The organism is Streptomyces sp. WMMB 322, from assembly GCF_900090145.1.
GTDB lineage: Bacteria > Actinomycetota > Actinomycetes > Streptomycetales > Streptomycetaceae > Streptomyces.
The window spans coordinates 1-25,151 of record NZ_FMHI01000005.1 but is presented as its reverse complement, the minus strand read 5'-3'; the positions used below and the strand labels follow the sequence as shown (position 1 = coordinate 25,151).

Annotated in this window: 23 protein-coding genes and 2 pseudogenes; 10 read left to right on the top strand and 15 right to left on the bottom strand. The window is 70.0% G+C overall.

Annotated features, from left to right (window positions below; translation table 11 throughout):
• Positions 1–320: 320 nt before the first annotated feature.
• The 3 genes and pseudogenes from H180DRAFT_RS28550 to H180DRAFT_RS09980 all read right to left on the bottom strand — a co-directional run.
• Positions 321–1,067: pseudogene (locus H180DRAFT_RS28550) on the bottom strand (DUF402 domain-containing protein); the annotation flags it as partial.
• 97 nt (positions 1,068–1,164) lie between these two features.
• A complete protein-coding gene (locus tag H180DRAFT_RS09985) occupies positions 1,165–2,559 on the bottom strand; it encodes a class II fumarate hydratase (protein WP_055485682.1) in 1,395 nt (464 codons plus the stop codon).
• A gap of 282 nt (positions 2,560–2,841) precedes the next feature.
• Complete coding sequence (locus H180DRAFT_RS09980) at positions 2,842–4,539, bottom strand: fumarate hydratase (RefSeq protein ID WP_055485681.1); 1,698 nt, start codon at positions 4,537–4,539, stop codon at positions 2,842–2,844.
• A gap of 255 nt (positions 4,540–4,794) precedes the next feature.
• On the opposite strand from H180DRAFT_RS09980, the gene H180DRAFT_RS09975 reads away from it, so the two are divergent.
• Both H180DRAFT_RS09975 and H180DRAFT_RS09970 read left to right on the top strand, forming a co-directional pair.
• Positions 4,795–5,472 carry a DUF1707 SHOCT-like domain-containing protein gene (locus H180DRAFT_RS09975; RefSeq protein WP_254665981.1) on the top strand — a complete coding sequence of 226 codons (678 nt, stop codon included), beginning with the start codon at positions 4,795–4,797 and terminating at the stop codon, positions 5,470–5,472.
• Between the two features lie 221 nt (positions 5,473–5,693).
• Positions 5,694–6,062, top strand: a complete 369-nt coding sequence (locus H180DRAFT_RS09970; protein ID WP_055485679.1) for a WhiB family transcriptional regulator — start codon at positions 5,694–5,696, stop codon at positions 6,060–6,062.
• Between the two features lie 176 nt (positions 6,063–6,238).
• Here the strand turns inward: H180DRAFT_RS09970 and H180DRAFT_RS29055 are convergent.
• Positions 6,239–6,343: pseudogene (locus H180DRAFT_RS29055) on the bottom strand (fructose-bisphosphatase class II); the annotation flags it as partial.
• Positions 6,344–6,458: 115 nt separating this feature from the next.
• Between H180DRAFT_RS29055 and H180DRAFT_RS09965 the strand changes: the two are divergent.
• A complete protein-coding gene (locus H180DRAFT_RS09965) occupies positions 6,459–6,908 on the top strand; it encodes a GNAT family N-acetyltransferase (RefSeq protein WP_055485678.1) in 450 nt (149 codons plus the stop codon).
• 81 nt (positions 6,909–6,989) lie between these two features.
• Here H180DRAFT_RS09965 and glpX read toward each other — a convergent pair whose 3' ends face one another.
• Positions 6,990–8,024 (bottom strand): class II fructose-bisphosphatase, encoded by a 1,035-nt coding sequence (gene glpX, locus H180DRAFT_RS09960; RefSeq protein WP_055485677.1) that lies wholly within the window; start codon positions 8,022–8,024, stop codon positions 6,990–6,992.
• 190 nt (positions 8,025–8,214) lie between these two features.
• Between glpX and H180DRAFT_RS09955 the strand changes: the two genes are divergently transcribed.
• A complete protein-coding gene (locus H180DRAFT_RS09955) occupies positions 8,215–8,895 on the top strand; it encodes a DUF4245 domain-containing protein (protein WP_254665955.1) in 681 nt (226 codons plus the stop codon).
• A gap of 68 nt (positions 8,896–8,963) precedes the next feature.
• On the opposite strand, the gene H180DRAFT_RS09950 is transcribed toward H180DRAFT_RS09955, so the two are convergent.
• The 3 genes from H180DRAFT_RS09950 to xseA form a co-directional block, all read right to left on the bottom strand.
• Complete coding sequence (locus H180DRAFT_RS09950; RefSeq protein WP_055485675.1) at positions 8,964–9,557, bottom strand: malonic semialdehyde reductase; 594 nt, start codon at positions 9,555–9,557, stop codon at positions 8,964–8,966.
• 169 nt (positions 9,558–9,726) lie between these two features.
• Positions 9,727–10,074: an exodeoxyribonuclease VII small subunit gene (locus H180DRAFT_RS09945; RefSeq protein ID WP_055485674.1), complete on the bottom strand. Its 348-nt coding sequence runs from the start codon at positions 10,072–10,074 to the stop codon at positions 9,727–9,729.
• 9 nt (positions 10,075–10,083) lie between these two features.
• Positions 10,084–11,298 (bottom strand): exodeoxyribonuclease VII large subunit, encoded by a 1,215-nt coding sequence (gene xseA, locus H180DRAFT_RS09940; RefSeq protein ID WP_055485673.1) that lies wholly within the window; start codon positions 11,296–11,298, stop codon positions 10,084–10,086.
• A gap of 224 nt (positions 11,299–11,522) precedes the next feature.
• Between xseA and H180DRAFT_RS09935 the strand changes: the two genes are divergently transcribed.
• Entirely contained in the window at positions 11,523–12,476 is a 954-nt protein-coding gene (locus H180DRAFT_RS09935; RefSeq protein ID WP_055485672.1) for a 4-hydroxy-3-methylbut-2-enyl diphosphate reductase, read from the top strand.
• 76 nt (positions 12,477–12,552) lie between these two features.
• Here H180DRAFT_RS09935 and H180DRAFT_RS28545 read toward each other — a convergent pair whose 3' ends face one another.
• Complete coding sequence (locus H180DRAFT_RS28545) at positions 12,553–13,080, bottom strand: DUF6542 domain-containing protein (protein ID WP_175437751.1); 528 nt, start codon at positions 13,078–13,080, stop codon at positions 12,553–12,555.
• Between the two features lie 406 nt (positions 13,081–13,486).
• Here H180DRAFT_RS28545 and ychF point away from each other — a divergent pair, with 406 nt between their 5' ends.
• Positions 13,487–14,575: a redox-regulated ATPase YchF gene (gene ychF, locus H180DRAFT_RS09925; protein ID WP_055485671.1), complete on the top strand. Its 1,089-nt coding sequence runs from the start codon at positions 13,487–13,489 to the stop codon at positions 14,573–14,575.
• 374 nt (positions 14,576–14,949) lie between these two features.
• Here ychF and H180DRAFT_RS09920 read toward each other — a convergent pair whose 3' ends face one another.
• The 5 genes from H180DRAFT_RS09920 to H180DRAFT_RS09900 are packed head-to-tail and all read right to left on the bottom strand — an operon-like array spanning position 14,950 to position 20,297.
• Complete coding sequence (locus tag H180DRAFT_RS09920; RefSeq protein ID WP_217628747.1) at positions 14,950–15,996, bottom strand: ABC transporter ATP-binding protein; 1,047 nt, start codon at positions 15,994–15,996, stop codon at positions 14,950–14,952.
• The gene (locus H180DRAFT_RS09915; RefSeq protein WP_055485669.1) at positions 15,993–16,982 is read right to left on the bottom strand and encodes an ABC transporter ATP-binding protein; all 990 of its coding nucleotides are present in this window, start codon (positions 16,980–16,982) and stop codon (positions 15,993–15,995) included. The genes H180DRAFT_RS09920 and H180DRAFT_RS09915 overlap by 4 nt, the downstream gene beginning before the upstream one ends.
• Entirely contained in the window at positions 16,979–17,842 is an 864-nt protein-coding gene (locus H180DRAFT_RS09910) for an ABC transporter permease (protein WP_055485668.1), read from the bottom strand. The genes H180DRAFT_RS09915 and H180DRAFT_RS09910 overlap by 4 nt, the downstream gene beginning before the upstream one ends.
• A complete protein-coding gene (locus H180DRAFT_RS09905) occupies positions 17,839–18,783 on the bottom strand; it encodes an ABC transporter permease (protein ID WP_055485667.1) in 945 nt (314 codons plus the stop codon). Before H180DRAFT_RS09905 ends, H180DRAFT_RS09910 begins: the two co-directional genes overlap by 4 nt.
• Entirely contained in the window at positions 18,783–20,297 is a 1,515-nt protein-coding gene (locus H180DRAFT_RS09900; protein ID WP_055485666.1) for an ABC transporter substrate-binding protein, read from the bottom strand. Before H180DRAFT_RS09900 ends, H180DRAFT_RS09905 begins: the two co-directional genes overlap by 1 nt.
• Before the next feature lie 184 nt (positions 20,298–20,481).
• On the opposite strand from H180DRAFT_RS09900, the gene H180DRAFT_RS09895 reads away from it, so the two are divergent.
• A complete protein-coding gene (locus H180DRAFT_RS09895; protein ID WP_055485665.1) occupies positions 20,482–21,327 on the top strand; it encodes a DUF1028 domain-containing protein in 846 nt (281 codons plus the stop codon).
• On the opposite strand, the gene H180DRAFT_RS09890 is transcribed toward H180DRAFT_RS09895, so the two are convergent.
• A complete protein-coding gene (locus tag H180DRAFT_RS09890; RefSeq protein ID WP_079099988.1) occupies positions 21,308–21,949 on the bottom strand; it encodes a helix-turn-helix domain-containing protein in 642 nt (213 codons plus the stop codon). The two genes, H180DRAFT_RS09895 and H180DRAFT_RS09890, sit on opposite strands and share 20 nt — an antisense overlap.
• 439 nt (positions 21,950–22,388) lie before the next feature.
• On the opposite strand from H180DRAFT_RS09890, the gene H180DRAFT_RS09885 reads away from it, so the two are divergent.
• The 3 genes from H180DRAFT_RS09885 to H180DRAFT_RS09875 all read left to right on the top strand — a co-directional run.
• The gene (locus H180DRAFT_RS09885) at positions 22,389–23,459 is read left to right on the top strand and encodes a monodechloroaminopyrrolnitrin synthase PrnB family protein (RefSeq protein WP_159033571.1); all 1,071 of its coding nucleotides are present in this window, start codon (positions 22,389–22,391) and stop codon (positions 23,457–23,459) included.
• Positions 23,374–24,090, top strand: coding sequence for an aminotransferase class V-fold PLP-dependent enzyme (locus H180DRAFT_RS09880; protein ID WP_079100024.1), 717 nt, complete (start codon positions 23,374–23,376; stop codon positions 24,088–24,090). Before H180DRAFT_RS09885 ends, H180DRAFT_RS09880 begins: the two co-directional genes overlap by 86 nt.
• A 117-nt stretch (positions 24,091–24,207) precedes the next feature.
• On the top strand, positions 24,208–25,151 hold a 944-nt coding region (locus tag H180DRAFT_RS09875), incomplete at its 3' end, for a DUF885 family protein (RefSeq protein ID WP_139151373.1).

Genomic DNA, 25,151 nt, shown 5'->3' with positions numbered 1-25,151 from the left:
GCGCATCGCCGTCCACGTGACGCGGGGAGTCCGGCTGCCGGGACCAAGACGCCGTGTGTGCACCGGATTCCGGACGCCGCAGGCGCGGGGGCAGCGGCGGTTCACGGGCGCCGGCGCCCGTTTCGCCACGGCTGGGGTGGGGGTGTGTCCGCCCCGGTCCCGGGGGAGCCGGTGCCGTTCGCTCCGGTGCCGTTCGCTCCGGTGCGGTCCGCTTCCGCTCCGTTCGTTCCTGGTCCGTTCGCTCCTGTTTCCGTCGCCCCTGCTCCAGTTCCGTTCGACCCGGGGCCGAGGGGTCCTGGTCCTCCCGGCGGCGGCCGACCGTCCCAGTCCCGCGGGAGCAGCGGTACGGGCCACCGGGGGTCGGGCCGCCAGTTCTCCCAGCCGTCCCGGAAGGGCGCCGCCCACGCGCCGATCTGCTCGACCACCGCGCTGCCCGCGGCACGCACCCGCGCGGCGAGGCCGTCGTCGACGAGGCCCGCTCGCCGTGCGGCCGCGAACTCGTCCTCGTCCCGCCACTCCCAGCTGCGGTCGGGGTAGACGGCGATGTCCAGGAAGTGGTCCTCGGAGTCGATTCCGCCCGCCCAGCGGCGATGCGGCTCCTCGAGATTCACGTACCAGTTCTTGAACTGCCAGTCCCGCTCCCAGAACAGCCACACCGACCATGGCTCGTCCGGACGTGCCAGCTTCAGCACCCCCGTACCGAACCAGCGCGAGAGCACGGTCCTGCGCGGCTTGGTGTAGCGGGTGGCCAGCGGCTCGTGGTGGACGGGCGTGCCGTCGGCGATCTCCGGCTTGACGCAGACGGTGCCCGGCGCGACCCACGCGGCCAGCAGCTCGGGGGTGTCGCGGACGACGGTGACGGGACGGCAGATGTGCGGGTGCCCGGTGCCGTTGGCTCGGTAGCGCCACAGGATGCGTGTTCCGGGCGCCCAGTATCCGCCGCCCCGCGTCTCCGGGCCGGTACGGCCGGTGCCGGTGCCGGTGCCGGCCGCCTCGTGCGCGGCCTGTGCGCCGGCGGTTCCTGCCGCCCCTGCCGTTCCGGATGCTCCCGCCGTTTCCGCTGTCATGCGCAGATCCTAGGTTGACGGGGCATCAGCCGCCGTGAGCCGAGGCCCGAATGAGCCACGGCCCCGCCACCCGCCTGTGCCCGCACCCCGAGGCCCCTCAGGGACGGGTCATGCGGAGGACGTCGAGCGCTTCGTCCAGCTCTTCGAGGGTCAGATCGCCCCGCTCGACGTGTCCCGCCTCCAGCACCGCCTGCCGGATGGTCTTGCGCTCGGCCAGCGCCTTCTTGGCCACTGCCGCGGCGTTCTCGTACCCGATGTGCTTGTTGAGCGGAGTAACGACGGACGGCGAGGACTCCGCGTACTCCCGCGCCCGTTCCTCGTCGGCGGTGATGCCGTCCACGGTGCGTTCCGCGAGGAGGCGCGAGCCGTTGGAGAGCAGCCGCACCGACTCCAGCAGGTTCTTGCCCATCACCGGCAGCATGACGTTCAGCTCGAAGTTCCCGGACGCTCCGGCCGCCGCGATGGTCGCGTCGTTGCCGGTGACCTGCGCCGCGACCATGAGCACAGCCTCGGGAATCACGGGGTTCACCTTGCCCGGCATGATCGACGAACCGGGCTGGAGGTCGGGAAGCGCGATCTCGGCGAGGCCCGTGCGGGGGCCGGAGGCCATCCAGCGCAGGTCGTTGCAGATCTTGGTGAGACTCACGCCGATCGTGCGGAGCTGCCCCGAGGTCTCCACCAGGGCGTCCCGGGCGCCCTGTGCCTCGAAGTGATCGCGGGCCTCGGTCACCGGCAGCCCGCCGTCCGCGGCGATGCGTTCGACGACGGCCGCGGCGAAACCGGGCGGGGTGTTGATGCCGGTGCCCACCGCCGTTCCGCCCAGCGGAAGCTCGGCGAGCCGCGGCAGCGACGCCCGCAGCCGTTCGACGCCGTATCGGATCTGGGCCGCGTAGCCGGCGAACTCCTGCCCCAGCGTGACGGGAGTGGCGTCCATCAGATGGGTGCGGCCGGACTTGACGACGGCGGCGAACTCTTCGGCCTTGCGCGTCAGCGAGGTCTCCAGCGTCTCCAGCGCCGGGATCAGATCGCGGAGCACAGCGGCGGTGGCGGCGATGTGGATGGAGGACGGGAAGACGTCGTTCGAGGACTGGCTCGCATTGACGTGGTCGTTGGGGTGTACGGGCGCCCCGAGCCGTTCCGAGGCGAGCGTGGCGACGACCTCGTTCATGTTCATGTTGGACGAAGTGCCGGAACCCGTCTGGAAGACGTCGACGGGGAACTCGTCGTCCCAGCGTCCCTCGACGACCTCCTCAGCCGCCGCGCGTACCGCCTCGGCCAACTCGAACTCCAGCACGCCGAGTTCGCCGTTGACCCGGGCGGCGGCCGCCTTGATGCGTGCGAGGGCCTCGATGTGGGCGCGCTCCAGCCGCTGTCCGCTGACGGGGAAGTTCCACACCGCACGCTGCGTCTGCGCCCGCCACTTGGCGTCCGCGGGCACCCGGACCTCGCCCATCGAGTCGCGCTCGGTCCGGTACTCCTGACTGTCGCTCATTCGTGTGCACCTCCGTACGGCACAGCGTCCCCGCCGCGCAAGGACATTCCCGGCCGCGCCGGGTACCCCGCGACGCGGTGCACAGTTACGCGTGCCGCTGCCGGTTACGAGCCGGCGCGGACCGGGATGGAGGTGACGAAGGGCTGCGAGGGGCCCGGGTCGGTGAAGAAGTCGTTCCCCTTGGCACCGTTCCCGATGGCCGCCCTCGCATTGCTCGGCCCGGGGGGCCTCGCAAGCTTCGGCCGGCTGCGCCGGACTCCGTCCGTCGAGGGGCGCTGCCGGTTACGAGCCGGCGCGGACCGGGATGGAGGTGACGAAGGGCTGCGAGGGGCCCGGGTCGGTGAAGAAGTCGTTCCCCTTGTCGTCCACCACGATGAACGCGGGGAAGTCCTCCACCTCGATCCGCCAGACCGCCTCCATGCCCAGCTCCTCGTACTCCAGGACCTCGACCTTCTTGATGCAGTCCTGTGCGAGCCGCGCCGCCGGACCGCCGATGGAACCCAGGTAGAAGCCGCCGTGCGTGGCGCACGCCTCGGTGACCTGCGGGCTGCGGTTGCCCTTGGCGAGCATGACCATTGAGCCGCCGGCGGCCTGGAACTGCGCGACGTAGGCGTCCATGCGGCCGGCTGTCGTCGGCCCGAAGGAGCCGGAGGCATAGCCCTCGGGGGTCTTGGCGGGGCCCGCGTAGTAGACGGGGTGGTCCTTGAGGTACTGCGGCATCTCCTCGCCCGCGTCGAGCCGTTCCTTGATCTTCGCGTGCGCGATGTCGCGCGCGACGACGAGCGTGCCGGTCAGGGACAGCCGCGTCTTGACGGGGTGCCGGGAGAGCTCGGCGAGGATCTCGGGCATGGGACGGCCCAGGTCGATGTGGACGGCGTCGTCGTTGTCCGCGCCGGCGCCCTCGGTCAGCTGCTCGTCCGTCGTCTCCGGCAGGAAGCGCGCCGGGTCGGTCTCCAGCTGCTCCAGGAAGACGCCCTCGGCGGTGATCTTCGCCTTGGCCTGCCGGTCCGCGGAGCACGAGACGGCGATGGCGACGGGGCAGGACGCCCCGTGCCGGGGCAGCCGCACCACGCGCACGTCGTGGCAGAAGTACTTGCCGCCGAACTGCGCGCCGATGCCGATCCTCTGCGTCAGTTCGAAGACCTGCTGTTCCAGTTCCTTGTCGCGGAAGCCGTGCCCCGCGGGGGAGCCCTCGGCGGGCAGCTCGTCGAGGTAGTGCGCGGAGGCGTACTTGGCGGTCTTCAGCGCGTACTCGGCGCTCGTGCCGCCCACCACGATCGCCAGGTGATACGGCGGGCAGGCGGCCGTGCCCAGTGAACGGATCTTCTCCTCCAGGAACTTCATCATGCTCGCCTCGTTGAGGACGGCCTTCGTCTCCTGGAAGAGGAAGGACTTGTTGGCGCTGCCGCCGCCCTTGGCCATGAAGAGGAACTTGTAGGCGTCGCCGTCCGTCGCGTACAGCTCGATCTGCGCGGGCAGGTTCGTGCCGGTGTTCTTCTCGTCCCACATGTTCAGCGGCGCCATCTGCGAATAGCGCAGATTGAGCTTCGTGTACGCGTCGTAGATGCCGCGCGAGAGGGCCTCCTCGTCGCCGCCGCCGGTGAGGACCTGCTGGCCGCGCTTGCCCATCACGATGGCCGTGCCGGTGTCCTGGCACATGGGCAGCACGCCCGCGGCGGCGATGTTCGCGTTCTTCAGCAGATCGAGTGCGACGAAGCGGTCGTTGGCGCTCGCCTCCGGGTCGTCGAGGATCCTGCGCAGCTGCACCAGGTGCCCGGGCCGCAGGTAGTGCGAGATGTCGTGCATGGCCTCGGCGGCCAGCTTGCCGAGCGCCTCGGGTTCGACCTGGAGGAAGGTGCGCCCGTCGGCTTCGAAGGTCCGCACTCCCTCCGCGGTCACCAGGCGGTACGGAGTGGTGTCCTCGCCCAGCGGGAGCAGATCGGTGTACGTGAAGTCCGGTCGGGACGGGCTGGCGGCCATCGTGGGGTCTTCCTCTCGTACGGCGCGTGAGGCTCTCGGCTGGGCCACCCTCCTTGCTGTCCTTGCCCTCCCGGGCGGGAGCCGGGGAGGAAGCAGTAGGAGAGCGCGTCCATCAGCGTAGAGCGCCGGGCCGCGGCCGTGTGGGGGAGGTCGGCTTCAGCTCTCCCGGGCAGTGGAGGAGTGCATTGTTGCGACCACAGCCCCTAGTCGCGATCTATCGCGTTTGGGTAGGCTGCTCGTGTGACTGATTCGCCGCTGGAAAAGAAGCACCAGGAGACCAGGCCCGCGGTCAAGGAGGCCGAGGCCGGCGGTGATTCCGTGCGCGCCTCGGACGCCGACCGCGACCGCGTCGCCGACATCCTCCGCGAGGCGATGGCGGAGGGCAGGCTGGACGCGGAGGAGCACTCTGAACGCGTCGACGCCGTCTACAAGGCCAAGACGCTCGGCGAACTCGAGCCCCTCGTACGGGATCTGCCCGCCGGCCGCACCCACGAGGCGGCCGCCCCCGCGTCCGCGGAGTACCGGACGCAGGCGCCCGCGCACGGAACCGGCACCAAGGACAACTTGGTCGCCATCTTCAGCGGAGCCACGAGGAAGGGCCGCTTCCGGGTTCCCGCGAAGATCAACGCGTTCGCCTGCTTCGGCGGTATCGACATCGACCTGAGCGAGGCGGTCTTCGAGCAGCAGCATCTCCAGATCAACGCGACGGCGATCTTCGGCGGCATCGACATCCGCGTCCCCGAGAACGTCACTCTCCGGCAGAAGGGCGCCGGGATCTTCGGCGGCTTCGACATCCACACCGCCGAGTCCGGCGATCCGCACGCCCCCGTCGTGCTGGTCGAGGGGGCCGCGGTCTTCGGCGGCGTCGAGGCGAAACCCAAGCGGGGCAAGCGGATCCGGGATCTGCGTGACCGGATGCGCAAGGAGCTCTGAGTACCCGGGCGGGCGCTGGAGCGGACTCGGCGTGGACAGCGCGCGTGTGGGAGACGGGGTGGAGATCGGGCACAGAGAATGCGCCGCATTCCTACGGTATGCATACCGGTGCACACAGCGGGTAGAGCTCCGGCATCGTTTCACGTACGGCGGCAGCGCGAACTGCCGTGCGCAGCAAGTCGGGTGAAGGTGCCCCCCGTCGTCCCCTTCAGGAGTACACCGTGCTGCAACCGCCGCATCAGTCCCTTCAGGCAGCCGCCTCGGTTCCCGCGCAGCGACCGTCCGCGCGCGAGGACGAGGAGGGCCCCTGGCACTCGGAGGCGGTCTGCCGCCGGGACGAGGCGGGACTCTTCTTCGCGCCATCGAAGGAGCCCACGGCGGCGAGGCTCTCGCGCGAGCAGGCCGCGAAGCGGGTCTGTGCCCGCTGCCCCGTGATGATCGAGTGCCGTGAGCACGCCTTGGTCCTCCCCGAGCCGTACGGAGTGTGGGGAGGGCTGACCGCCGCCGAACGAAGGGTCGTTCTGGCCAGGCGCCGCAGGCGTGATGCGGCCGCAGCCGCCGAAGCGGGGCAGGTCTCCCGCATCGCCTGACCGGCCCGCTTCGCGTCGCCGCACGAGCCGGTGCACCGGGACGCCCGTTCATGCCGCGTCCGCCCCTGCCGATCCGTGCCGGCCCGCGCCGAACCTGGGATTCCGCAGCGCCCCGTGGCCGCGACCGGCCGCGGGGCCGCGAGCGTGCCCTGTTCCCGCGGAGCTGTGTCCCCCTCGCCGTAAGCACCGCTCTTGTCTGCGCGGCCCATCCGGCGTCGGGTGGCCATGGCACCGGCCTCGGTGACCCGTACGAGTTCGAGCGCCGGGTTGCGGTCCGGAGCCGGGCCGCGAGCGTCCCCGCCCCCGTGGAGCTCCGTCCCCCCGAGCGAGCCCGGCCACCGGCGGGAACGCCCGGCTTCACGCGGCCGAAACAGTGCCCCGGCACAATCGCGCCGCATGAGGATCGAGCAGGTCGCGTGGACGGACGCGGACGCCGTGGCCCTGCGGGCCAGGCAGCGGGTCGAGATCGCCGAGAGATACGGCACCCCGGACAGCGAACCCGGTGTGCCTCCCTCCGAGGCGGACGTCGTGGTGTTCGTCGTGGCGTACGAGCACGGGGGCACCGCGGTGGGCTGCGGCGGGCTCCGGGACCTCGAAGACGGCACCGGCGAGATCAAGCGGATGTATGTGACCCCGCCCTGGCGCGGGTCCGGGTTCGCGTCCGGGATTCTGCGCGCCCTGGAGGACCGGGCGCGCGCCAGAGGATGGCGCAGCCTCCGGCTGGAGACCGGGGACCGCCAGCCCGAAGCCGTCCGCTTCTACACGCGCGCCGGCTATGTGCGGATCCCCAACTTCGGCGCGTACGCCGGGGTCGGGGCGTCCCGCTGCTTCGAACGGAAACTGTGACGGGCCCGCCGCGAACCGGCCGGCCTTCCCGGCCCCGCACAGGCCGGAGAGGCCGGAGAGGCCGGAGACGCCGGAGACGGCCTAGCGTGCGCGGTCGAAGTCGACGGCGCTGTACGCCCGCAGCTTGGAGAGCTTGTGCGTCGAGTCGATCATCCGGATCGTGCCGGACTTCGACCGCATCACCAGTGACTCGGTGTAGGCCCGCTCGCCCCTGTAGTGCACGCCGCGCAGCAGTTCGCCGTCGGTGATGCCGGTGGCGACGAAGAAGACGTTCTCCCCGCTGACGAGGTCCTCGGTGTGCAGGACGCGGTCGAGGTCGTGTCCCGCGTCGAGCGCCCGCTGCTTCTCCTCCTCGTCCTTGGGCCACAGCATGCCCTGGATCGTGCCGCCCAGGCACTTGATCGCGCAGGCCGCGATGATGCCCTCCGGCGTGCCGCCGACGCCCAGCAGCAGGTCGACGCCGGTGCCCTCCCGCACGGCCATGATCGCGCCGGCGACATCGCCGTCCGAGATGAACCTGATGCGGGCGCCGGCCTCCCGCAGCTCCTTGACCAGGCCGTCGTGCCGGGGGCGGTCGAGGACGACGACCGTCACGTCGTCCGGAGTGCATCCCTTGGCCTTGGCGATGCGGCGGACGTTGACGGCGGGCGGGGCCGTGATGTCGACGAACTCCGCGGCGTCCGGGCCGGTCACCAGCTTGTCCATGTAGAAGACGGCGCTCGGGTCGAACATCGAGCCGCGTTCCGCCACCGCCAGTACGGACACCGCGTTGGACATGCCCTTGGCGGTGAGGGTGGTGCCGTCGACCGGGTCCACGGCGACGTCGCACTCCGGGCCCGTGCCGTCACCGACCCGTTCCCCGTTGTAGAGCATCGGCGCCTCGTCCTTCTCGCCCTCGCCGATGACGACGACCCCGTTCATCGAGACCGTCGAGACGAGGTGCCGCATCGCCTTCACGGCCGCGCCGTCGGCGCCGTTCTTGTCGCCGCGGCCCACCCAGCGTCCGCTGGCCATGGCACCGGCCTCGGTGACCCGTACGAGTTCGAGCGCCAGGTTGCGGTCCGGAGCCTCGGGGCTGACGTCGAGCGGGGCGGGGAGGTGCTGATGATCGGTCATCGGGGCACACCTTTCTGCACGGCTGTGACGACTCGGCCGGGCTGCTGAGGGTCCTTCGAGGGTACCCAGCAACCGCCAGAGTGAGCAGAGGGCCCCACGGATGAGCGGGCGGGGCCGGGGTCGCCAGGCATCGGGGACGTGGGCCGGACCCGCGGGCCGGGCGGTTTCCGGCATGGGCGACGATGGGGGCGTGGCAGCACAAGCAGAGCAGGCGGAGCGCAGGCAGGGCAGCCGGACGGTGCGGGGCATGGTGCCCTCGCTGGCCGTGGTCCTGCTCGCCGCGTTCTTCATCTACCTCTTCGTCCCGCACGACGAGAGCCAGGACCCGGTCAAGCCCGTCGACTACAAGGTCGAGCTGGATTCCGCCCGCCGGGCCGCGCCCTACCCCGTGCTGGCGCCCGAGGGACTCCCGGAGAAATGGCGTGCCACCTCGGTGCGGTACGACGCGGACAGCCCCGACGGCCGGGCCTGGCACCTGGGCTTCATCACGCCCGACACCCAGTACGCCGCCGTCGAGCAGAGCGACGAGAAGCGCCCCGTCAAGTACATCGAGGACGTCACGCACGGCGCGCGGAAGACGGCGAAGACGGTGCGTGTGCGGGGCGAGGAGTGGACGCGGTACGAGGGTGAGAAGTACGACGCGCTCGTGCGGGTCTCCCCGGGCGGCTCCGGCTCCTCCGCCGACGACGCAGGGGCGGCCGATGGCAAGGGCCAGGGCGAGGGCCGGGACAAGACCGAAGACGACACCCGGGACAAGGGCAAGAACCGCCCGTACACCACCGTCGTCACCGGAACCGCCTCCTTCGCGCAGCTCCAGAAGATGGCGGCGGCTCTCAGCCCCGGCGAGAGCGGCGGCGCGGGCAAGGGCTGACGGCCCCGCCGCGCCGCCGGGCGGGCCGCCCCGGCGGGAACAGCGCCCTGACCGGGGTCTCAGCCCCCTCAGACCGTCGTCACCGCGTCGTCGTAGGCGAGACGCGGCAGGCGCGGCTTGTAGGCGTCCTGGCCGGGCCTGCCGATGTTGATCACGAGCAGCGACTTCTGCCTGCCGTCGCCGAAGAACTCCTTGTCGACGCCGTGCCGGTCGAAGCCGCTCATGGGGCCCGCGGCCAGCCCCGCGGCGCGCACACCGAGGATGAAGTAGCCGGCCTGGAGCGTCGCGTTGAAGGTGCCCGCCGCCTCGCGCTTGTCGGCCTCGGCGAAGAAGGTGTCCTTCAACGTCGGGGCGTGCGGGAGGAGTTCGGGCAGGCGCTCGTGGAACTCGAGGTCGACCGAGAGCACTGCGGTGAGCGGAGCCGTGGAGGTCTTGGGGCGGTTCCCCTCCGCCATGTGCTTCACCAGGCGGCTGCGGGCTTCGGGGGAGCGGACCAGGGTGATCCTCAGCGGGCACTGGTTGAACGCCGTGGGCGCGTACTTCACCAGCTCGTACACCGCTTTGATCTGCTCCTCGCTCACCGGCTCGTCGGAGAAGGTGTGCGCGGTGTGCGCGTCGCGGAAGAGGAGATCCTGGGCGCTCGGGTCGAGGGCGAGAGTCATGTGGGGATGCCTTGCCTTTGCTTGCTGGTCTTCGAGAGGGGACTCGAAGGAATCGGAACAAGGGGACTCGGGACGAAGGGCCCGCCGCGGGCGGACCTTTCGCTGCCCTCACCGAACAAACTGGCGGCGCGCAATCTTCCGCTTCGCCGCCCCTGATTCCCCGCCGTGCTCAGCGGCCGTCTCCGGCCCCCTCCGCTTCCTCGGCCTCGTCCGCACCGAGCGGGCCGGACTCCGCTTCCGCCGCGGCATCCGGATCCGCGTCCTCGCCCGCTTCGGCTTCCGCCTCCAGCACCGCGTCCAGCCGGGCCCGGGCCCCCTCCAGCCATTCGCGGCAGACGCGGGCCAGTTCCTCGCCGCGCTCCCACAGCGCCAGCGACTCCTCCAGCGTCGCGCCGCCGGCCTCCAGCTGCTGGACGACACGCACCAGTTCGCCCCGGGCCTGCTCATAGCTGAGCGCGGAACGCACCTGCTCCCTGTCCGTCTCCACGCCCGATTCCGTCCCAGTGTCCGAGGTCATACGGCAACCCTAAGCGTCCGGTCCGACAGTGACGCCGAACTCCCCTTCCGCGACCCGGGCGCGCAGCTTCTCCCCTTCCGAGGTCTGCTCGGGGCTCCGGACGACGCTGCCGTCCTCGCGCTGGAGCACCGCGTATCCCCGTTGCAGCGTCGCCGCCGGCGACAGCGCGACGACACGGGCGCGCGTGTGCGCGAGCTCGTCCTCCGCCCGCTCCAGGCGGTGCCCCAGCGTGCGCCGGGCGCGGGCCAGCAGGAAGCCGACCTCCTCGGCGCGCTCCTCGACCATCGAGTACGGGTCCGCCATCGCGGGGCGGCTCAATACGTCGGAGAGCCCCCTGCCCTCCCGGTCCAGGAAGGCGTTGATCACCCGGTAGGCACGGGCCCTCAGCTCCCGTACGCGCTCGTGCTCCTCGCCCACGTCGGGGACGACGTCCTTCGCCGCGTGCGTCGGCGTGCGGGAGCGCAGGTCGGCCACGAGGTCGAGCAGCGGGGCGTCCGCCTCGTGCCCGATGGCCGAGACCACGGGCGTACCGCAGCCGGCGACCGTGCGCACGAGCTGCTCGTCTGAGAAGGGCAGCAGGTCCTCCATGCTGCCGCCGCCGCGCGTCACGACGATCACGTCGACGCCGGGGAGCGCGTCGAGCTCCCGCACGGCCTCGATCAGCTGCGGAACGGCCCTCACCCCCTGCACCGCGGTGTGCCGCACCTCGAACCGGACGGCCGGCCACCGCTCCCGCGCCGTGTGCAGCACGTCCCGCTCGGCGTCCGAGGCGCGGCCGGTGACGAGGCCCACCCGCTGCGGCAGGAACGGCAAGGGCTTCTTGCGCTCGGCCGCGAACAGCCCTTCCGCAGCAAGGGACTTCTTGAGCTGCTCCAGGCGGGCCAGCAGCTCGCCGATCCCCACCGGCCGGATCTCGGACGCCCTCAGCGACAGCGTGCCCGCCCGCCCGTACCAGACCGGCTTGGCGTGCACGACGACCCGCGCGCCCTCGGAGACGACGTCCTTCACCCGGTCGAAGACGTCGCGGAAACAGGTGACGCTGATGGACACATCGCGCGAGGGGTCCCGCAGGGTGAGGAAAGCCACCCCCGCTCCCGGCCTCGGCGAGAGCTGGATGATCTGCCCCTCGACCCACACCGCGCCGAGCCGGTCGATCCAGCCGCCGATCAGCCGGGAGATCTCACCGACCGGCACCGGCGCCTCGGGGGAGGTGATGAGAGCCATGGGAGGACCCTAACGGCCGCCACCGACACCGCCGCCCGGTGCGGACATGCCCTTCACACGGCACCCGCCCGCAACGCCCTTACGATGGACGCATGTCTGCAACGCCCTCCCGTCCCGACGGGCTCCGCCCCCTCGATCCGCTGGGGGGACCCCCAGGGGAGACCCCAAGGTCCGCCGCCGACGCCCCCCAGACCTCCGACCCCGGACCCGGCGGCCGCCGCCGCGTGCTGCTCGCCGCCCCCCGCGGCTACTGCGCCGGCGTGGACCGCGCGGTCATCGCGGTCGAGCAGGCCCTGGAGCAGTACGGCGCCCCCGTCTACGTACGCCACGAGATCGTGCACAACAAGTACGTGGTGAAAACGCTGGAGAAGAAGGGCGCGATCTTCGTCGAGGAGACCTCCGAGGTACCGGAGGGCGAGATCGTCATCTTCTCCGCGCACGGCGTGGCCCCCGTGGTCCACGAGGAGGCGGAGCGCGGCAAGCTGGCGACGATCGACGCCACATGCCCGCTCGTGACGAAGGTGCACAAGGAGGCCGTGCGCTACGCCAAGGAGGACTACGACATCCTCCTCATCGGGCACGAGGGCCACGAGGAGGTCATCGGCACCAGCGGCGAGGCACCCGACCACGTGACGCTCGTCGACGGCCCGGAGGACGTGGAGAACGTCGAGGTGCGCGACCCCGAGAAGGTCGTGTGGCTCTCGCAGACCACCCTCTCCGTCGACGAGACGATGGAGACGGTCGACGCCCTCAAGGGCCGTTACCCGAACCTGCTATCCCCGCCCAGCGACGACATCTGCTACGCGACGCAGAACCGCCAGACCGCCATCAAGCAGGTCGCCGAGGACTCCGACCTCGTTCTCGTCGTCGGCTCGAAGAACTCCTCCAACTCCGTGCGCCTGGTGGAGACCGCCGTCGCGCACGGCGCCCGCGACGGCCGCCTCGTCGACGGCGCGGAGGAGATCGACGAGGCATGGCTGGAGGGCGTGACGACCATCGGCCTCTCCTCGGGTGCCTCCGTGCCGGACGTGCTGGTCGAAGGCGTGCTGGAGTGGCTCGCGGAGCGGGGCTGGGAGGACGTGGAGATCGTCCAGCCCGTCGAGGAGCGCATGCAGTTCTCCCTGCCGAAGGAACTGCGGCGCGACCTGCGTGCCGAAGCGGCCCGCAAGACGGGCTGACCCGGCCGCAGTCCGCGAGCGCGGGCCGGGCGGCGCCGGAAGGAGAGCCCGGCCGGCACAGGCCGGCCGGCGGGCGTCAGTAGCCGCCGGCCTCCGCCGCTGCCTCGTCCTCGGCGTCCTCGGCCTCCATCAGCGCACGGACGCGCGACTGCTGGATCATGAGCGCGATCTTCCGCACCGTGACGACGAGCACCGCGAGCAGCGTGCCCGAGTAGAGCCAGAGGGCGTTGACGGCCAGTACCGGGAAGAGGTTCGTCAGACGCTCCGTCAGGGACTGGCTTCCCGTTCCGCCGCTGATGAAGAAGAGGCCGGCGGTGAAGGCGAGCGGCACGGCGACGGGGGTGGCGACGAGGTCCGTGGGACGCACCCATGCCGCGCAGACGAGGCAGACGACGAGGAACGCAGCCCCGTACACGGTGGGTGAGCTGCCCAGCAGCCACCTGTCGGCGGCGCCGGTCAGCAGCATCAGCAGCACGGCGAGGAGACCGTCCCCGAGCGCGGTGAGGCGGGCGCGCGGCAGCCAGGAGAGCGCGTCGGTCAGCGGTGCGGGGATGAGCGGGAAGCGCAGCTGTGCCTGGTAGAGCGCCGCGGCCTCCTGACGCACGGCGCCCGGACCGGTCCGCCGTCGTGGCGCCCGGGAGGCGGGGTCCGGGACCGCTTGCGGTGTCTGCGCGCGGGCGGCGGGCGGCTCCGCGGATCCGGCTGCCTGTGCCGCGGCCGCCGCGGCGGCTCTCGGTTTCCCGCCACGTGGCCGGCGCTGCTTGTGTCCCCGGATCTGCGGCTGCTCCCGTTCCTGCCCCTGCGCCTGCCCCTGACCGGGGTCTTTCCCACCCGTGTGAGCGCTGTGCTGCTGTTCCACTGCACCAACGTAGGCCGCGTCACCGCTGTTCACCGGGGACGGACACGCGTTGGCCGTCAGTTCGAGCCCGTAGACTGGTTGACCGGCCGGGCTCGCTCCGCGCGCCCCACGTCCTCTGCACACCTCAGATCTCGCTACGGGAAGTCGCCACGTGTCGCTCACGATCGGAATCGTCGGCCTGCCCAACGTCGGCAAGTCGACCTTGTTCAACGCCCTGACCAAGAACGAGGTGCTGGCGGCCAACTACCCGTTCGCCACGATCGAGCCGAACGTCGGCGTGGTCGGCGTGCCGGATCCGCGGCTGGGCACCCTGGCCGAGCTGTTCTCGTCCGAGAAGGTCCTGCCCGCCACGGTGGACTTCGTCGACATCGCGGGCATCGTGCGAGGAGCGAGCGAGGGTGAGGGCCTGGGCAACAAGTTCCTGGCCAACATCCGTGAGTCCGACGCCATCTGCCAGGTCATCCGTGCCTTCCACGACGAGAACGTCGTCCACGTCGACGGCAAGATCTCGCCGAAGGACGACATCGAGACGATCAACACCGAGCTGATCCTCGCCGACCTGCAGACCATCGAGAAGGTGCTGCCGAGGCTGGAGAAGGAAGCCCGGGTCAAGAAGGACAAGCAGGCCGAGGTCAAGGCCGTGCAGGAGGCCAAGGACATCCTCGAACAGGGCCGGACTCTCTTCTCCGCCGGCCTCGCGCAGGGCAGCGAGGCCGCGGCACCGCTGCACGACCTGCACCTGCTGACGACGAAGCCCTTCATCTACGTCTTCAACGTCGACGAGGACGAGCTCACCGACGAGGAGTTCAAGGAGAGCCAGCGCGCGCTCGTCGCGCCCGCCGAGGCGGTCTTCCTCAACGCCAAGCTGGAGGCGGACCTGGCCGAGCTCGACGAGGAGGAGGCCCTGGAGCTTCTCCAGACGGTCGGCCAGGAGGAACCGGGCCTGGCGACGCTCGCCCACGTCGGTTTCCGCACGCTCGGCCTGCAGACCTATCTCACGGCGGGCCCGAAGGAGTCCCGTGCCTGGACGATCAAGAAGGGGGCCACGGCTCCCGAGGCCGCCGGCGTCATCCACACGGACTTCCAGCGCGGCTTCATCAAGGCGGAGGTCATCTCCTTCGACGAGCTGGTCGCGGCGGGCTCCGTCGCCGAGGCCCGCTCGAAGGGCAGGGCCCGTATGGAGGGCAAGGACTACGTGATGCGCGACGGAGACGTGGTCGAGTTCCGCTTCAACGTGTAGTTATGCCATTACCGCGGCAAACTGAACCTGGCAAATATGCAGGTCAGAAGGGCGTGCGTGCATTAGTGCGCGACCCCATAGCGGTTCCCGTGCTGGATCGGTGCTGGATTTTCTGATCCCCCATCACCTGGCCGACGGCGTCGGTGGTAGGTCCGCTCGATCCAGGTGACATCGCGGTGCGGAGGTCCTGCCGGGTGGCCCAGGGGCGTCGGTCCAGGTCCCCCCACCGGGCCACGACGGCTTCGAGTCCGAAGAAGTGCTGCTCAGGATGTACCACATGACGAAGTTGTCGCCGTAGGGGGTGAGATGGGCGCGCGGCCATGCGTTGTCCCCACTCCCGTTGGCTCTCATTCGTAGACGGATCTCACTGCTCGTCAGTGCACGAGTCTGCGCAGTCGGTCCGGCGACAGCGATTCGTCGGTGCGGACGCACCAGGCGGCATGGTCGTCGGAGAGCGTCACCGGTGGCACCGGCTCGGCGCACTCGTCTGCAGCCAGGGGGCAGCGGGTGCGGAACACGCATCCGGACGGCGGATCGAGCGGGCTGGGCGGGTCGCCGCTGAGCAGGATCCGCTCGCGGTGCTTCTCCGCGGTCGGGTCGGCGTCAGGCACCGCGGACATCAGCGCCTGGGTGTACGGGTGTGCCGGCCGGGCGTAGAGGTCGTCGGTGCTGCCGGTCTCCATGAGGCGGCCGAGATACATCACGACCACGCGGTGGCTCATATGCTCGACGGCGGCGAGGTCGTGGGAGATGAACAGGTAAGTCAGGCCGAGTTCGCCCTGGAGATTCCTGAGCAGGTTCATGATCTGGGCCTGGACCGATACGTCGAGGGCGGCGGTCGATTCGTCCAGGACGATCAGGTCCGGATCGGCCGCCAGCGCACGGGCGATGCTCACGCGCTGTCGCTGACCGCCGGAGAGTTCGTGCGGGTACCGTGTGGCGGTCCCCGGTACGAGCCCTACGAGGTCGAGCAGTTCGGCCACTCTGCGGTTGCGTTCGGCGCGCCCGGGGAGCATCCGGTGCACGTCCAAGGGCTCCCGCACGGTCGCACCGGCCGTGCGCCTCGGGTCGAGCGAGGAGTACGGGTCCTGGAAGACCATCGCGATCCGCCGTCGCAGTTCACGCGCTTGGGCACCCCGAGCTGCCAGGACGTCCTGTCCGTCGAGGTGGACCGTTCCCGAGGTGGGGCGGACCAGACCGGTCAGCGCGTTGCCCGTCGTCGACTTGCCGGACCCCGATTCGCCTACGAGGCCGAGTGTCCGCCCACGCTGGATCGCGAAGGACACGTCCTCGGCCGCGTGCACCCAGGAGCGGCGACGACCACTACGCGGGCCGGGGAACCGTACGCACAGGTTCCGCACGTTCAGCAGCGGTGTGGGCCGTGTCTCCTGGGCCGCCTGTGGGCTTGGTTCGCTTCTCACTGGTCCTCCGGGCAGAACGTGCGGGCGTAGTGGCGCCGGCCGACCTCCGAGAGCGCCGGGACCTCGGTTTCACACCGCGGGTCTCCCTTGACGGGGCAGCGGTCGAAGAAGACACAGCCGGACGGCAGTTCACGAGGGTCAGGGGGCGTGCCCGGGATGGCGGTGAGCTGATCACGCCGGCTGCCGAGGAGTGGACGTGCTCCCAACAGGCCGCGTGTGTAGGGGTGCGCGGGCGCCCTGTGCAGGGTCTCGACCGGTGCCTGCTCGACCACCTGTCCCCCGTACATGACGACGACGTCGTCGGCGAGTCCGCCCACCACTCCGAGGTCGTGGCTGATCCACACCACGGCCATGCCCATGCGTTGCTGCCGCTCGCGCACGATCTCGAGGATCTGCGCCTGGGTGGTGACGTCGAGCGCCGTCGTCGGCTCGTCCGCGATGAGGACGTCCGGCTCGCAGGAGAGCGCGATCGCGATCATCACCCGCTGACGCATTCCGCCGGACAACTGGTGCGGGTACGCGTCCAGGCGCCGTTCGGGGTCGGGGATGCCGACCGATTCGAGCAGTTCGAGCGCGCGGCCCCGGGCGACCCGCCGCGTGGTGCCCAGATGTTCCTCGATGCCCTCGGTGATCTGCCGTTCCACTGTGAGAAGCGGGTTGAGCGAGGTCATCGGCTCCTGGAAGACGAATCCGAGGCGCCGCCCCCGCACGCCCTCGAGCTCCCGACGGGAGAGTTTCAGCAGATCCGTGCTCCCGACCAGGGCGCTGCCTGTGACGGCTGCGGACGGTGGGACGAGTCCGGCCGCGGCGAGGACCGTCATCGACTTGCCCGAGCCGGATTCGCCGACGACGCCCAGGGTCGCTCCCGGCGCCACCGACCAGGAGACCCCGCGCACCACGTGTGCTGCCCGGGTGCCGCGGCCGAGCACGACGGTCAGGTCCCGTACGGCGAAACCGGGCGATTTCATCGGCCCTTCCTGGGTCATCGGCTCCTCCTGGACTCGAGAACCGATCGCTGCCGCGGATCGAGAACGTCCCGCAGACCGTCTCCGACGAGGTTGAACGCCAGCACCGTGACGAAGATCGCCAGCCCCGGGAAGACGCTCATCCACCAGGCGTCCGTGAACGCCTTGCCGTCGAAGAGCATCCGTCCCCAGGACGGCTGGGGCGGCTGCACGCCGAGCCCGAGAAACGACAGCGCCGCCTCGGAGAGAATCGCGAACGCCAGGCTGAGCGAGGTCTGGACGATGACAGGCGCCATGACGTTCGGCAGCACATGGGTGCGGATGATCCGCAACGGCCGGGCGCCGATGCTGACCGCTGCCCGCACGAACGGCTCCTCCCGCAGGGCAAGAGCACTCGCGCGGGTCACCCGGGCGAACACCGGCACGTACACCACGCCGATCGCGATCGTCGCCGTGTTCAGCCCGGGGCCAAGCACGGCGACGATCGCGATGGCCAGAAGCATGATCGGAAATGCGAACAGCACGTCGACTACTCGCATGACCACGGCATCGGCCCAGCCCCGGAAGTAGCCGGCGAGGAGACCGAGAGTCACTCCGACTGCCAGCGCGATGCTCACGCTGACCAGGCTGACCTGAAGCGAGACCCTGGCGGCGAGGACGACCCGGCTCAGCACGTCGCGCCCCAGGTCGTCGGTGCCGAACCAGTGCTCCGGGCCGGGGGGTTGCAGGGCTCGGCTGACATCGGCGGCGTTCGGGCCGTACGGCGCCAGGAGCGGTCCCAGGACGGACAGCAGGACGAGCAGGACGATCACACCGAGCCCGGCCGCCGATACGGGACGCCGCAGCAGATGACTCCACGCGGAGAGGGGCTGTGCGGTCATCGCAGCGAGATCCTCGGGTCGATACGGCCGTAGAGCAGGTCGACGATCAGACTGACGACCAGGAAGAGCGCCGCTACCAGCAGCACCGCCCCCTGGACCACGGGGTAGTCGCGGGCCGCCACGGCATCGAAGGTCAGCCGGCCCAACCCGGGCCAGGCGAAGACCACTTCGACGACGATGACTCCGCCCAGCAGAATCGCCGTCTGCACTCCGATCACGGTGATGACGGGCACCATCGCGTTGCGCACCACGTGGCGGCTCATCACCAGGCGGTGCCGCAGCCCCTTGGCACGGGCAGTGCGGGCGTGATCCGAGCCCAACGACTCGAGCACCGCGCTGCGTACGAAGCGGGTAATGATCGCACCCGAGGTGAGCCCCACTGCCGTAGCAGGCATGGCCGCCCGGGACAGCCAGCCGACGGGGTCCTCCGTCAGCGGCACGTAGCCGGAGGGCGGCAACCATCCGAGGGTGCTCGAGAAGAGCAGGATGAACAGGATGCCCAGCCAGAAGTCGGGGACGGACACGCCGAGTTGGCTCACGATACGTACGATCGTGTCGCTGACCTTGCCCTGGTGCGTCGCCGCGTAGATGCCCAATGGGAAGGCGATCAGTACGGCTATCACCATCGCGGCGAGGGCCAGGGAGAGCGTCGCCGGGAGGCGTTCGAGCAGCACGAGGGTGACCGGTTCGCCGGTGCGGAAGCTGACCCCCAGGTCACCGGTGGCCGCACTGCCGACGTAATGCAGATACTGTCCGATCAAGGGCCGGTCGAGCCCGGAGGCCGCACGCAGCGTGTCGTAGGACTCCTTGGTGTACTGCGTGCCCAGGGCGACCCGCACCGGGTCGCCGGGCACGAGGTGCACCAGAGCGAAGACGACGACTGTCACCCCTGCGAGAACGAGGGCGGCGTGGCCCGTGCGGAGAAGGGCGAAACGCAGCATCAGTCCGTCAGTTCCGCGTCACGGAAACGGATCGCACTGTCGCTTCGGACCTTGTATCCCTTGAGCTTCGGGTCCCATGCGTGAACGACGTCGGGGTTGTAGAGATAGATGTAGCTGGCGTCGTCGGCGATCTTCCGGGCCGCTTCGGCGTAGAGGGCCTTGCGGGCCTTCTCGTCGCTCTCCGACCGTCCGGCCTCCAGCAGCTTGTCGACCTTGGAGTCGGAGTACTTCTGGAAGTTGAAGTTGCCCTTGGAGTGGTGCTGTGCGTAGTAGAACTGGTCCGGGTCCAGGTTGCCGAGCCAGCCGAGCATCAGCATGTCGTACTGACCCTTGCCCTGCTTGTCCAGCCAGGTGGCGAAGTCGACCTCGCGGGGCTTGACGGTGATTCCGACCTTCTTCAGCTGGGATGCGATCAGCTGGCCCGCGGTGACGGTCTCCGGGTACTCCTTCGTCACCAGCATGTCGATCTTCAGATCGGTCACGCCGGCGTCGTCGAGGAGCTCGGATGCGCGGTCCGTGTCGTGTGAGTAGGGCGAGTACTGCGTGTACCAGGGGTTGGTCTTCGGTATGGCCAGCTGGTTGACCGTCGCGTTGCCGTACTGGGTCGCCTTGGTGATCGCCTCACGGTCGATGCCGTAGGCGATGGCCTGCCTCACTCGGGGGTCGTCGAACGGCTTGCGCTTCTCGTTGGCCGACAGGTACCAGTAGTCGTTGCTCACGACGGAGTCGAGCTTCAGGCTGTCGTCCGCGGAGAGCTTCTTCACCTGCTGCGGTGGGAGGTTGTCGGTCCAGTCGATCTCGCCCGCCCGGAGGTCGGCGAGGGCAGTGGTGGGCTCGGGTATGAAGCGGAAGGTCAGCGACGGGATCTTGGGCGCACCGCCCCACCAGCGCGAGTTGGCCTTCAGCTTGATCGACTCGCCGGGCTTGTAGTCCTCGACGGAGAAGGGCCCCGTACCGATCGGGCGCTTGCTGATCTTGCCGCTCTCGACGTTCTTCTTCTGGACGATAGCCAGGCCCTTGTGCCCGCCGATCCTGGAGAGCAGGTTGGTCATGGGCTCCTTGAGCTTGATCACGACTGTCGACCTGTCGGGAGCGGTGATGTCCTTGACACCCTCGAAGCGCCAGGCGTTCCCGAGCTTCTTATCGATGATGCGCTTGTAGGAGTAGACGACGTCGTCCGCGCTGAACTTCGAGCCGTCGTGCCAGGTGACGCCGTCGCGGAGGGTGAACGTCCAGGTGAGTTCGTCCTTGCTGGCCTTCCAGCGCTTGGCCAGCGCCGGCCGCATCTGAAGGTTCCCGTCGGGCTCGACCAGCGTGTCGAAGGTGTTCTCCAGCACCTCGAAGGAGAAGTACGCGGACGTGCGGTGCGGATCGAGCTGGTCCGGCTCACCGGCGATCGCGGCCACGACGCCGGAGCCGTCCTTGCCACCGCGGTCCACCCCTTCGCCGGGCGAGCAGGCGGCGAACAGGCCCATCGCGAGCAGCGCACCGGCCCATCGGACTGTCCTTCTCATGATTCCTCCTCAGGTCCGGTGCTTGCCCGTTCAGGCATGCCATCATCATTATGATGAAGCTTCGTCATTATGTCGAAGCTTTGGCGAGACGGTACGAACCCGGGGCGTCCAGGTCAAGACAGGAACCGGATCTGTTTCGCGAAATTCACAGGGGCGGCAGCCCGGGGCGTTTACGGAGGAAGACGTGACCTATTCCCTGGTGGTACGGGACGGTGAGGGGAACTTCGGGGTCGTCACGGCGTCGAAGTCCCTTGCCGTCGGCGCCACCGTGCCGGCACTGGCCGCGGACACCGGCGCCCTCGTGACCCAGGCCCACACCAACACTACGTTCGCCAAGCGAGGGATCGAAGAGCTGAGAGCTGGATGCGATGCAGCTCAGACGGTCGACCGTCTCATCCGCTCCGACCCCGGACGTTCACGGCGACAGCTCGCGGTGCTCGCCTCGACTGGGGAAGCCGCCGTATGGACCGGTTCCGGCTGCACGAGTGCCGCCGGACATCTCCTCGGTCCCGGATGTGTGGCCGTCGGAAACTGTCTGAGCGGAACCTCCGTTCTCAGCGCCCTGCGCGACACCTTCCTGGCCTCGACCGGTACACTCCCCGACCGCCTGATCGCGGCGCTCGCCGAGGGAGAGAAGGCCGGCGGGGACCACCGGGGCAAGCAAAGTGCCGCACTGCGTGTCGTCGGCCCGGCCGACGACGGCCGCCTTCGCAGCACGGCCTGTGTCGACCTCCGCGTGGACGATCACCTCGACCCTGTCGGCGAGCTGCGCCGCCTCCTCGAACTGCACCATGCCTTCGTGGGCCCCGCGGACCCCGTCTCGGCGCTGCCGCTGACGGGCGAGGTCGCGCGCGAGGTCGCGGCGCTGCTGGAAGCCGACGGATCGAGCGAGCTGCCTCTTGAGGAGCGTCTGGCGGGGTGGGCCCACAACGAGAGCCTCGAACACCGCCTTCTGCACGGCCTGATCGACCTCGCGCTGCTGAACAGGCTGCGCACGCGCGGCAAGTCGGTCAGAAGGCCAGGGGTGTGACGGCTCCGAGCACCACAGTCGTCTCCGTCCCCGGGTTGGACCACCAGTGAGCCGCTGTGCAGTCGTAGGTGATCGTGTCACCCGGCGACAGATCGACGACCTCCTGACCGACGCTCACCCTGAGCCGGCCCGACAGCACGACGACACACTCCTGACCCAGGTGGCGATAGGAACGTCCCTCGTTGCTGAACCCAGGAGGCACCTCGCTGCGGATCACCTGCAGCCGGCCTCCCGAAGGGGTCAGCAGTTCGCGCTGCACTTCCGAATCGCGTGTGTCGCCGCCCGGCGCGGGCAGTCGAGGCCGCTGACCGGCCCGGACGACATGGTGCTCGGGTGCGGTGACTCCCTGGAGCAACTGCACCAGTGGAATGCCGAGCGCGGTGGCCAGACGTTGCAGTGTCTGGAGGGATGGATTCCCCTGCCCCCGTTCCAGGTGGCTCAGCGCGCCCGTACTCACACCCGCACGGGACGCAAGCGCCTCCACAGTGAGGCCCACGACGCGCCGCGTGGTACGAACCGTCGCCCCCACCGTGGAGGCGAGTCCCTCGTTCCCGTCCCCAGCGGGAACATCCGGGAACTCCTCCGGCACCCCCGCCGAACCATCGGATTCCCCCGTCGGCATCCTCGGCATCCTTCACCCCCTCCCTGCCTGGCCCGGTCAGGCCCCGTCTGAGTGCGTCAGGATTCTATGCGTCCACTCGCCCCTCACCGGAAGTCCCCGTCCCCTGCGCAGCACGTGAAGCTCGCGCGCAAGGTCTGAGCATGCCCGAACCCGGCTCACCCACGCACGCCCTCACCGCATCGAGGCCGATCCCCGCGGCCCGAGAACGGACAAACGCCCACTGCGGCCGAACCCACGGGAACAACACGGTCGTCGGAGCACGGCTGGGCCTCGCGTGTAGATGACGGGGTGTCTGTGATCCTTTCCGCTGTCTCGGCGGTGTCGGTAGGTAGCCGGCTGGCGCTCTGATGCTGATCTCGAACAACCGGCCGTAATGGTTCGGTCAACCCGCTGGTCTTTGGACCTGTTCAATAGTCCACTGCGTGCGCACATTGACGCCATGGCTCATACACCGATGCGGCTCGATGCCGCGGCAGAACGATTCGAAAGCTGGCTGCGTAATGATTTCGTCGAGGTGAACACCCAGCTGGAAGAGGCCTATTTCGCCGCCCGGTCGGAGAGCCTGGAGGGGCGGCCGGACCTCGAGGACACCAAGCGGGAGCTGGCGTGTGCGGGTGGTGCGCTGATCGAACGGGTTGCCGCCGAGTACACCCTGGACGCGGCGGCCTGCAACCGGTACCAGCTCCTCGGTGCGGTGGGGTTCTACCTGGCCGCGTGCAGTCGGCACAGCGTCGACGGCGAGTATCACGGGTCGCTGCGCTCCGCCTGGTCGCTGGCGCAGTTGCTCGGCTCGTCGCTCGGTGTCGCGCCGAGGTACGTGTTCGCGCACCAGTCGATCTACAACCCGGCCGAGTGCGGCGCCTACCGGCGGTTCACCTCACTCCCTGACGAGCAGGTCTTCGTCACCCACAACGGGCTCGCGGTGCTCGCCTACCAGCGTGCCGCGGATGCGCTCCGGCGAATTCCCCCGATGGGTGTCTCCAACCCGATGGCGACGTACTTGTTCGAGCAGGCGAGCGCGTCGCTCGCCGTCGTGATGCGGTTCAACCGAGCTCTCGCCGAGACCCTCGACGTCGACCGCTTCTACTTCAACATCCGGCCGTACTTCAAGCCGTACCGTGTCAACGAGGTCGTCCACCGGGGCGCGAACGCCGGCGACTTCTCCGCAATCAACGAGGTCGACCTGCTGCTGGGCCTGGTCTCGGCCAAGGACCCGTTCTACCAGTCGGTGCTCGCGGAGAAGTACCCCTTCCTGCCGCCCGAGGACCAGGTGCTGATGCGGCGTGCCGTCGGGGAGGAGTCGCTGCCCGACCGGCTCCTGGCCGAGGCTGCGGAGGGGCCGCCCACGCCGCCGCTCCGGACGAACGGCGAGCTGTTTCTCGCGGTTTGCCGCGCGCACGGCGCCGCCTACTCCTTCCACCACCATCAGCTCGTCAAGCCGTTCCTCGAGGCGCCGGCGGCTGCGGCGCCGCCCGAGCAGCCCGTACGGCCAGCGGCTGCCGATCGATGAGATCACCGCGCTTGCCCGCCGCCGCGGCGCGCAGGTTTTCGTCGACGCCTACCAGGCCGCCGGCGTCGAACCGGTCGACGTCACCGCGCTCGGCTGCGACTACCTGGTCAGTGGCGCCACGAAGTACCTGCTCGGCCTGCCGGGACTGGCATTCCTGTACGTCCGGGAGGGTACCGCCCACGACCTGGACCCGGAGCTGACCGGCTGGTTCGGCCGAGTCGAGCCATTCGCCTTCGACCCCCGGCGCCTCGATTTCTCCCCCACCGCCCGTCGCTACGAGACCGGGAGCCCGCCCGTGCCCGCCGCGTACGGCGCCGTCGCCGGGATGCAGCTGCTCGCGGCGACCGACCCGGCGGCGGTGGCCGCCCACGTCTGCGCACTCACCGGTCACCTGCACGACCTGCTGACCGCGCAGGGCGAGGACATCGCCTCACCCGCCAACGACGATCTACGCGGCCCGCAGGTAGCGTTGCGCGACCGCAACCCCGACCACCTCGCGGGGCACCTGGCCGCCCGGAGGATCATCACCAGCCCGCGCAATGGCCTGCTCCGGCTCGCCGTCCATTACTACACGACCGAGTCCGATGTGGACTCGGTCGTGCGGGAAATCGCACGCTACCGAACATGTTGACCACACCACGGACTCACGTGGGCGTGAGCCGTGCCTTCAGCACTGCGCGCGGCCGGTTGGTTCCCGGCGCGGCTGCTGCTGGTGACGCCGGGGGCCAGCACATACCAGGATGGGAGCATGTCCGATCCCATGAACTCCACCCCCCTGCCGCGACAGGTCGCCGACGCCTACGTCGACGCGCTCGTGGAGCTCGACCCGATCGCCGGTACGTACCTCGGAGTGCCGGAGAGCCACAGCCGCCTTCCCGACTTCTCGCCCGCAGGTCAGGAGGTGCTCGCCGAGCTGAGTCGGACGACTCTGCGCAGGCTGGCCGAGGCCGAGGAGCGGCCCGGTGCCGACAGCGAGGCGGAACGGCGCTGCGCCCGGCTGCTGCGGGAGCGGCTGACGGCGGAACTCGCCGTTCACGACGCCCAGGAGGGCCTGCGTGCCGTGAGCAACCTCCACTCACCGGTCCACGCGGTACGCGGGATCTTCACGGTCATGCCGTCCGAGACCCTTGCGGATTGGACGACTGTCGCCCAGCGGCTGCGTGCCGTGCCCGACGCTCTGGACGGTTACCGGGAATCTCTCGAAGCAGGCCTGGCCAAGGGGCTGCACGCGGGCCCCCGTCAGGTCTCGACCGTCCTCGGGCAGTTGGACGAGTGGGTCGGCGACGGTGAGGACGGTGACGGCCGGGGATGGTTCTCGGCGTTCGCGGCGGAAGGCCCCGACGCGTTGCACGAGGTTCTCGCGTCGGCCGCCGACGAGGCGACCGGCGCGGTCAGGGAGCTTCGCGACTGGCTGCGCGAGGTGTACGAGCCGGGCGTCGCCGGGTCACCCGATACGGTCGGCCGCGAGAGGTACGCCCGCTGGGCGCGCTACTGGAACGGGGCGGACCTCGACCTGGATGAGGCGTACGCCTACGGCTGGTCGGAATTCCACCGTCTGCTCGGTGAGATGCGCACCGAGGCGGAGAAGATCCTCCCGGGTGCGGCCACACCGTGGGAGGCGCTGCGTCATCTCGACACCGAGGGTGAGGCCGTCGAGGGCGTGGAGGAGGTGCGCGAGTGGCTTCAGGGACT

What these genes read in the sequence shown, in the direction of transcription:
- H180DRAFT_RS09965 (WP_055485678.1), top strand. Translation starts at nt 6,459, where the DNA reads ATGAGGATCGAGCAGGTCGCGTGGACGGACGCGGACGCCGTGGCCCTG.
- H180DRAFT_RS09910 (WP_055485668.1), bottom strand. Translation starts at nt 17,842, where the DNA reads ATGACCGCACAGCCCCTCTCCGCGTGGAGTCATCTGCTGCGGCGTCCC.
- H180DRAFT_RS09980 (WP_055485681.1), bottom strand. Translation starts at nt 4,539, where the DNA reads ATGGCCGCCAGCCCGTCCCGACCGGACTTCACGTACACCGATCTGCTC.
- H180DRAFT_RS09985 (WP_055485682.1), bottom strand. Translation starts at nt 2,559, where the DNA reads ATGAGCGACAGTCAGGAGTACCGGACCGAGCGCGACTCGATGGGCGAG.
- glpX (WP_055485677.1), bottom strand. Translation starts at nt 8,024, where the DNA reads ATGACCGATCATCAGCACCTCCCCGCCCCGCTCGACGTCAGCCCCGAG.
- xseA (WP_055485673.1), bottom strand. Translation starts at nt 11,298, where the DNA reads ATGGCTCTCATCACCTCCCCCGAGGCGCCGGTGCCGGTCGGTGAGATC.
- H180DRAFT_RS09900 (WP_055485666.1), bottom strand. Translation starts at nt 20,297, where the DNA reads ATGAGAAGGACAGTCCGATGGGCCGGTGCGCTGCTCGCGATGGGCCTG.
- H180DRAFT_RS09945 (WP_055485674.1), bottom strand. Translation starts at nt 10,074, where the DNA reads ATGACCTCGGACACTGGGACGGAATCGGGCGTGGAGACGGACAGGGAG.
- H180DRAFT_RS09915 (WP_055485669.1), bottom strand. Translation starts at nt 16,982, where the DNA reads ATGACCCAGGAAGGGCCGATGAAATCGCCCGGTTTCGCCGTACGGGAC.
- H180DRAFT_RS09905 (WP_055485667.1), bottom strand. Translation starts at nt 18,783, where the DNA reads ATGCTGCGTTTCGCCCTTCTCCGCACGGGCCACGCCGCCCTCGTTCTC.
- H180DRAFT_RS09950 (WP_055485675.1), bottom strand. Translation starts at nt 9,557, where the DNA reads ATGACTCTCGCCCTCGACCCGAGCGCCCAGGATCTCCTCTTCCGCGAC.
- H180DRAFT_RS09890 (WP_079099988.1), bottom strand. Translation starts at nt 21,949, where the DNA reads ATGCCGACGGGGGAATCCGATGGTTCGGCGGGGGTGCCGGAGGAGTTC.
- H180DRAFT_RS09885 (WP_159033571.1), top strand. Translation starts at nt 22,389, where the DNA reads ATGGCTCATACACCGATGCGGCTCGATGCCGCGGCAGAACGATTCGAA.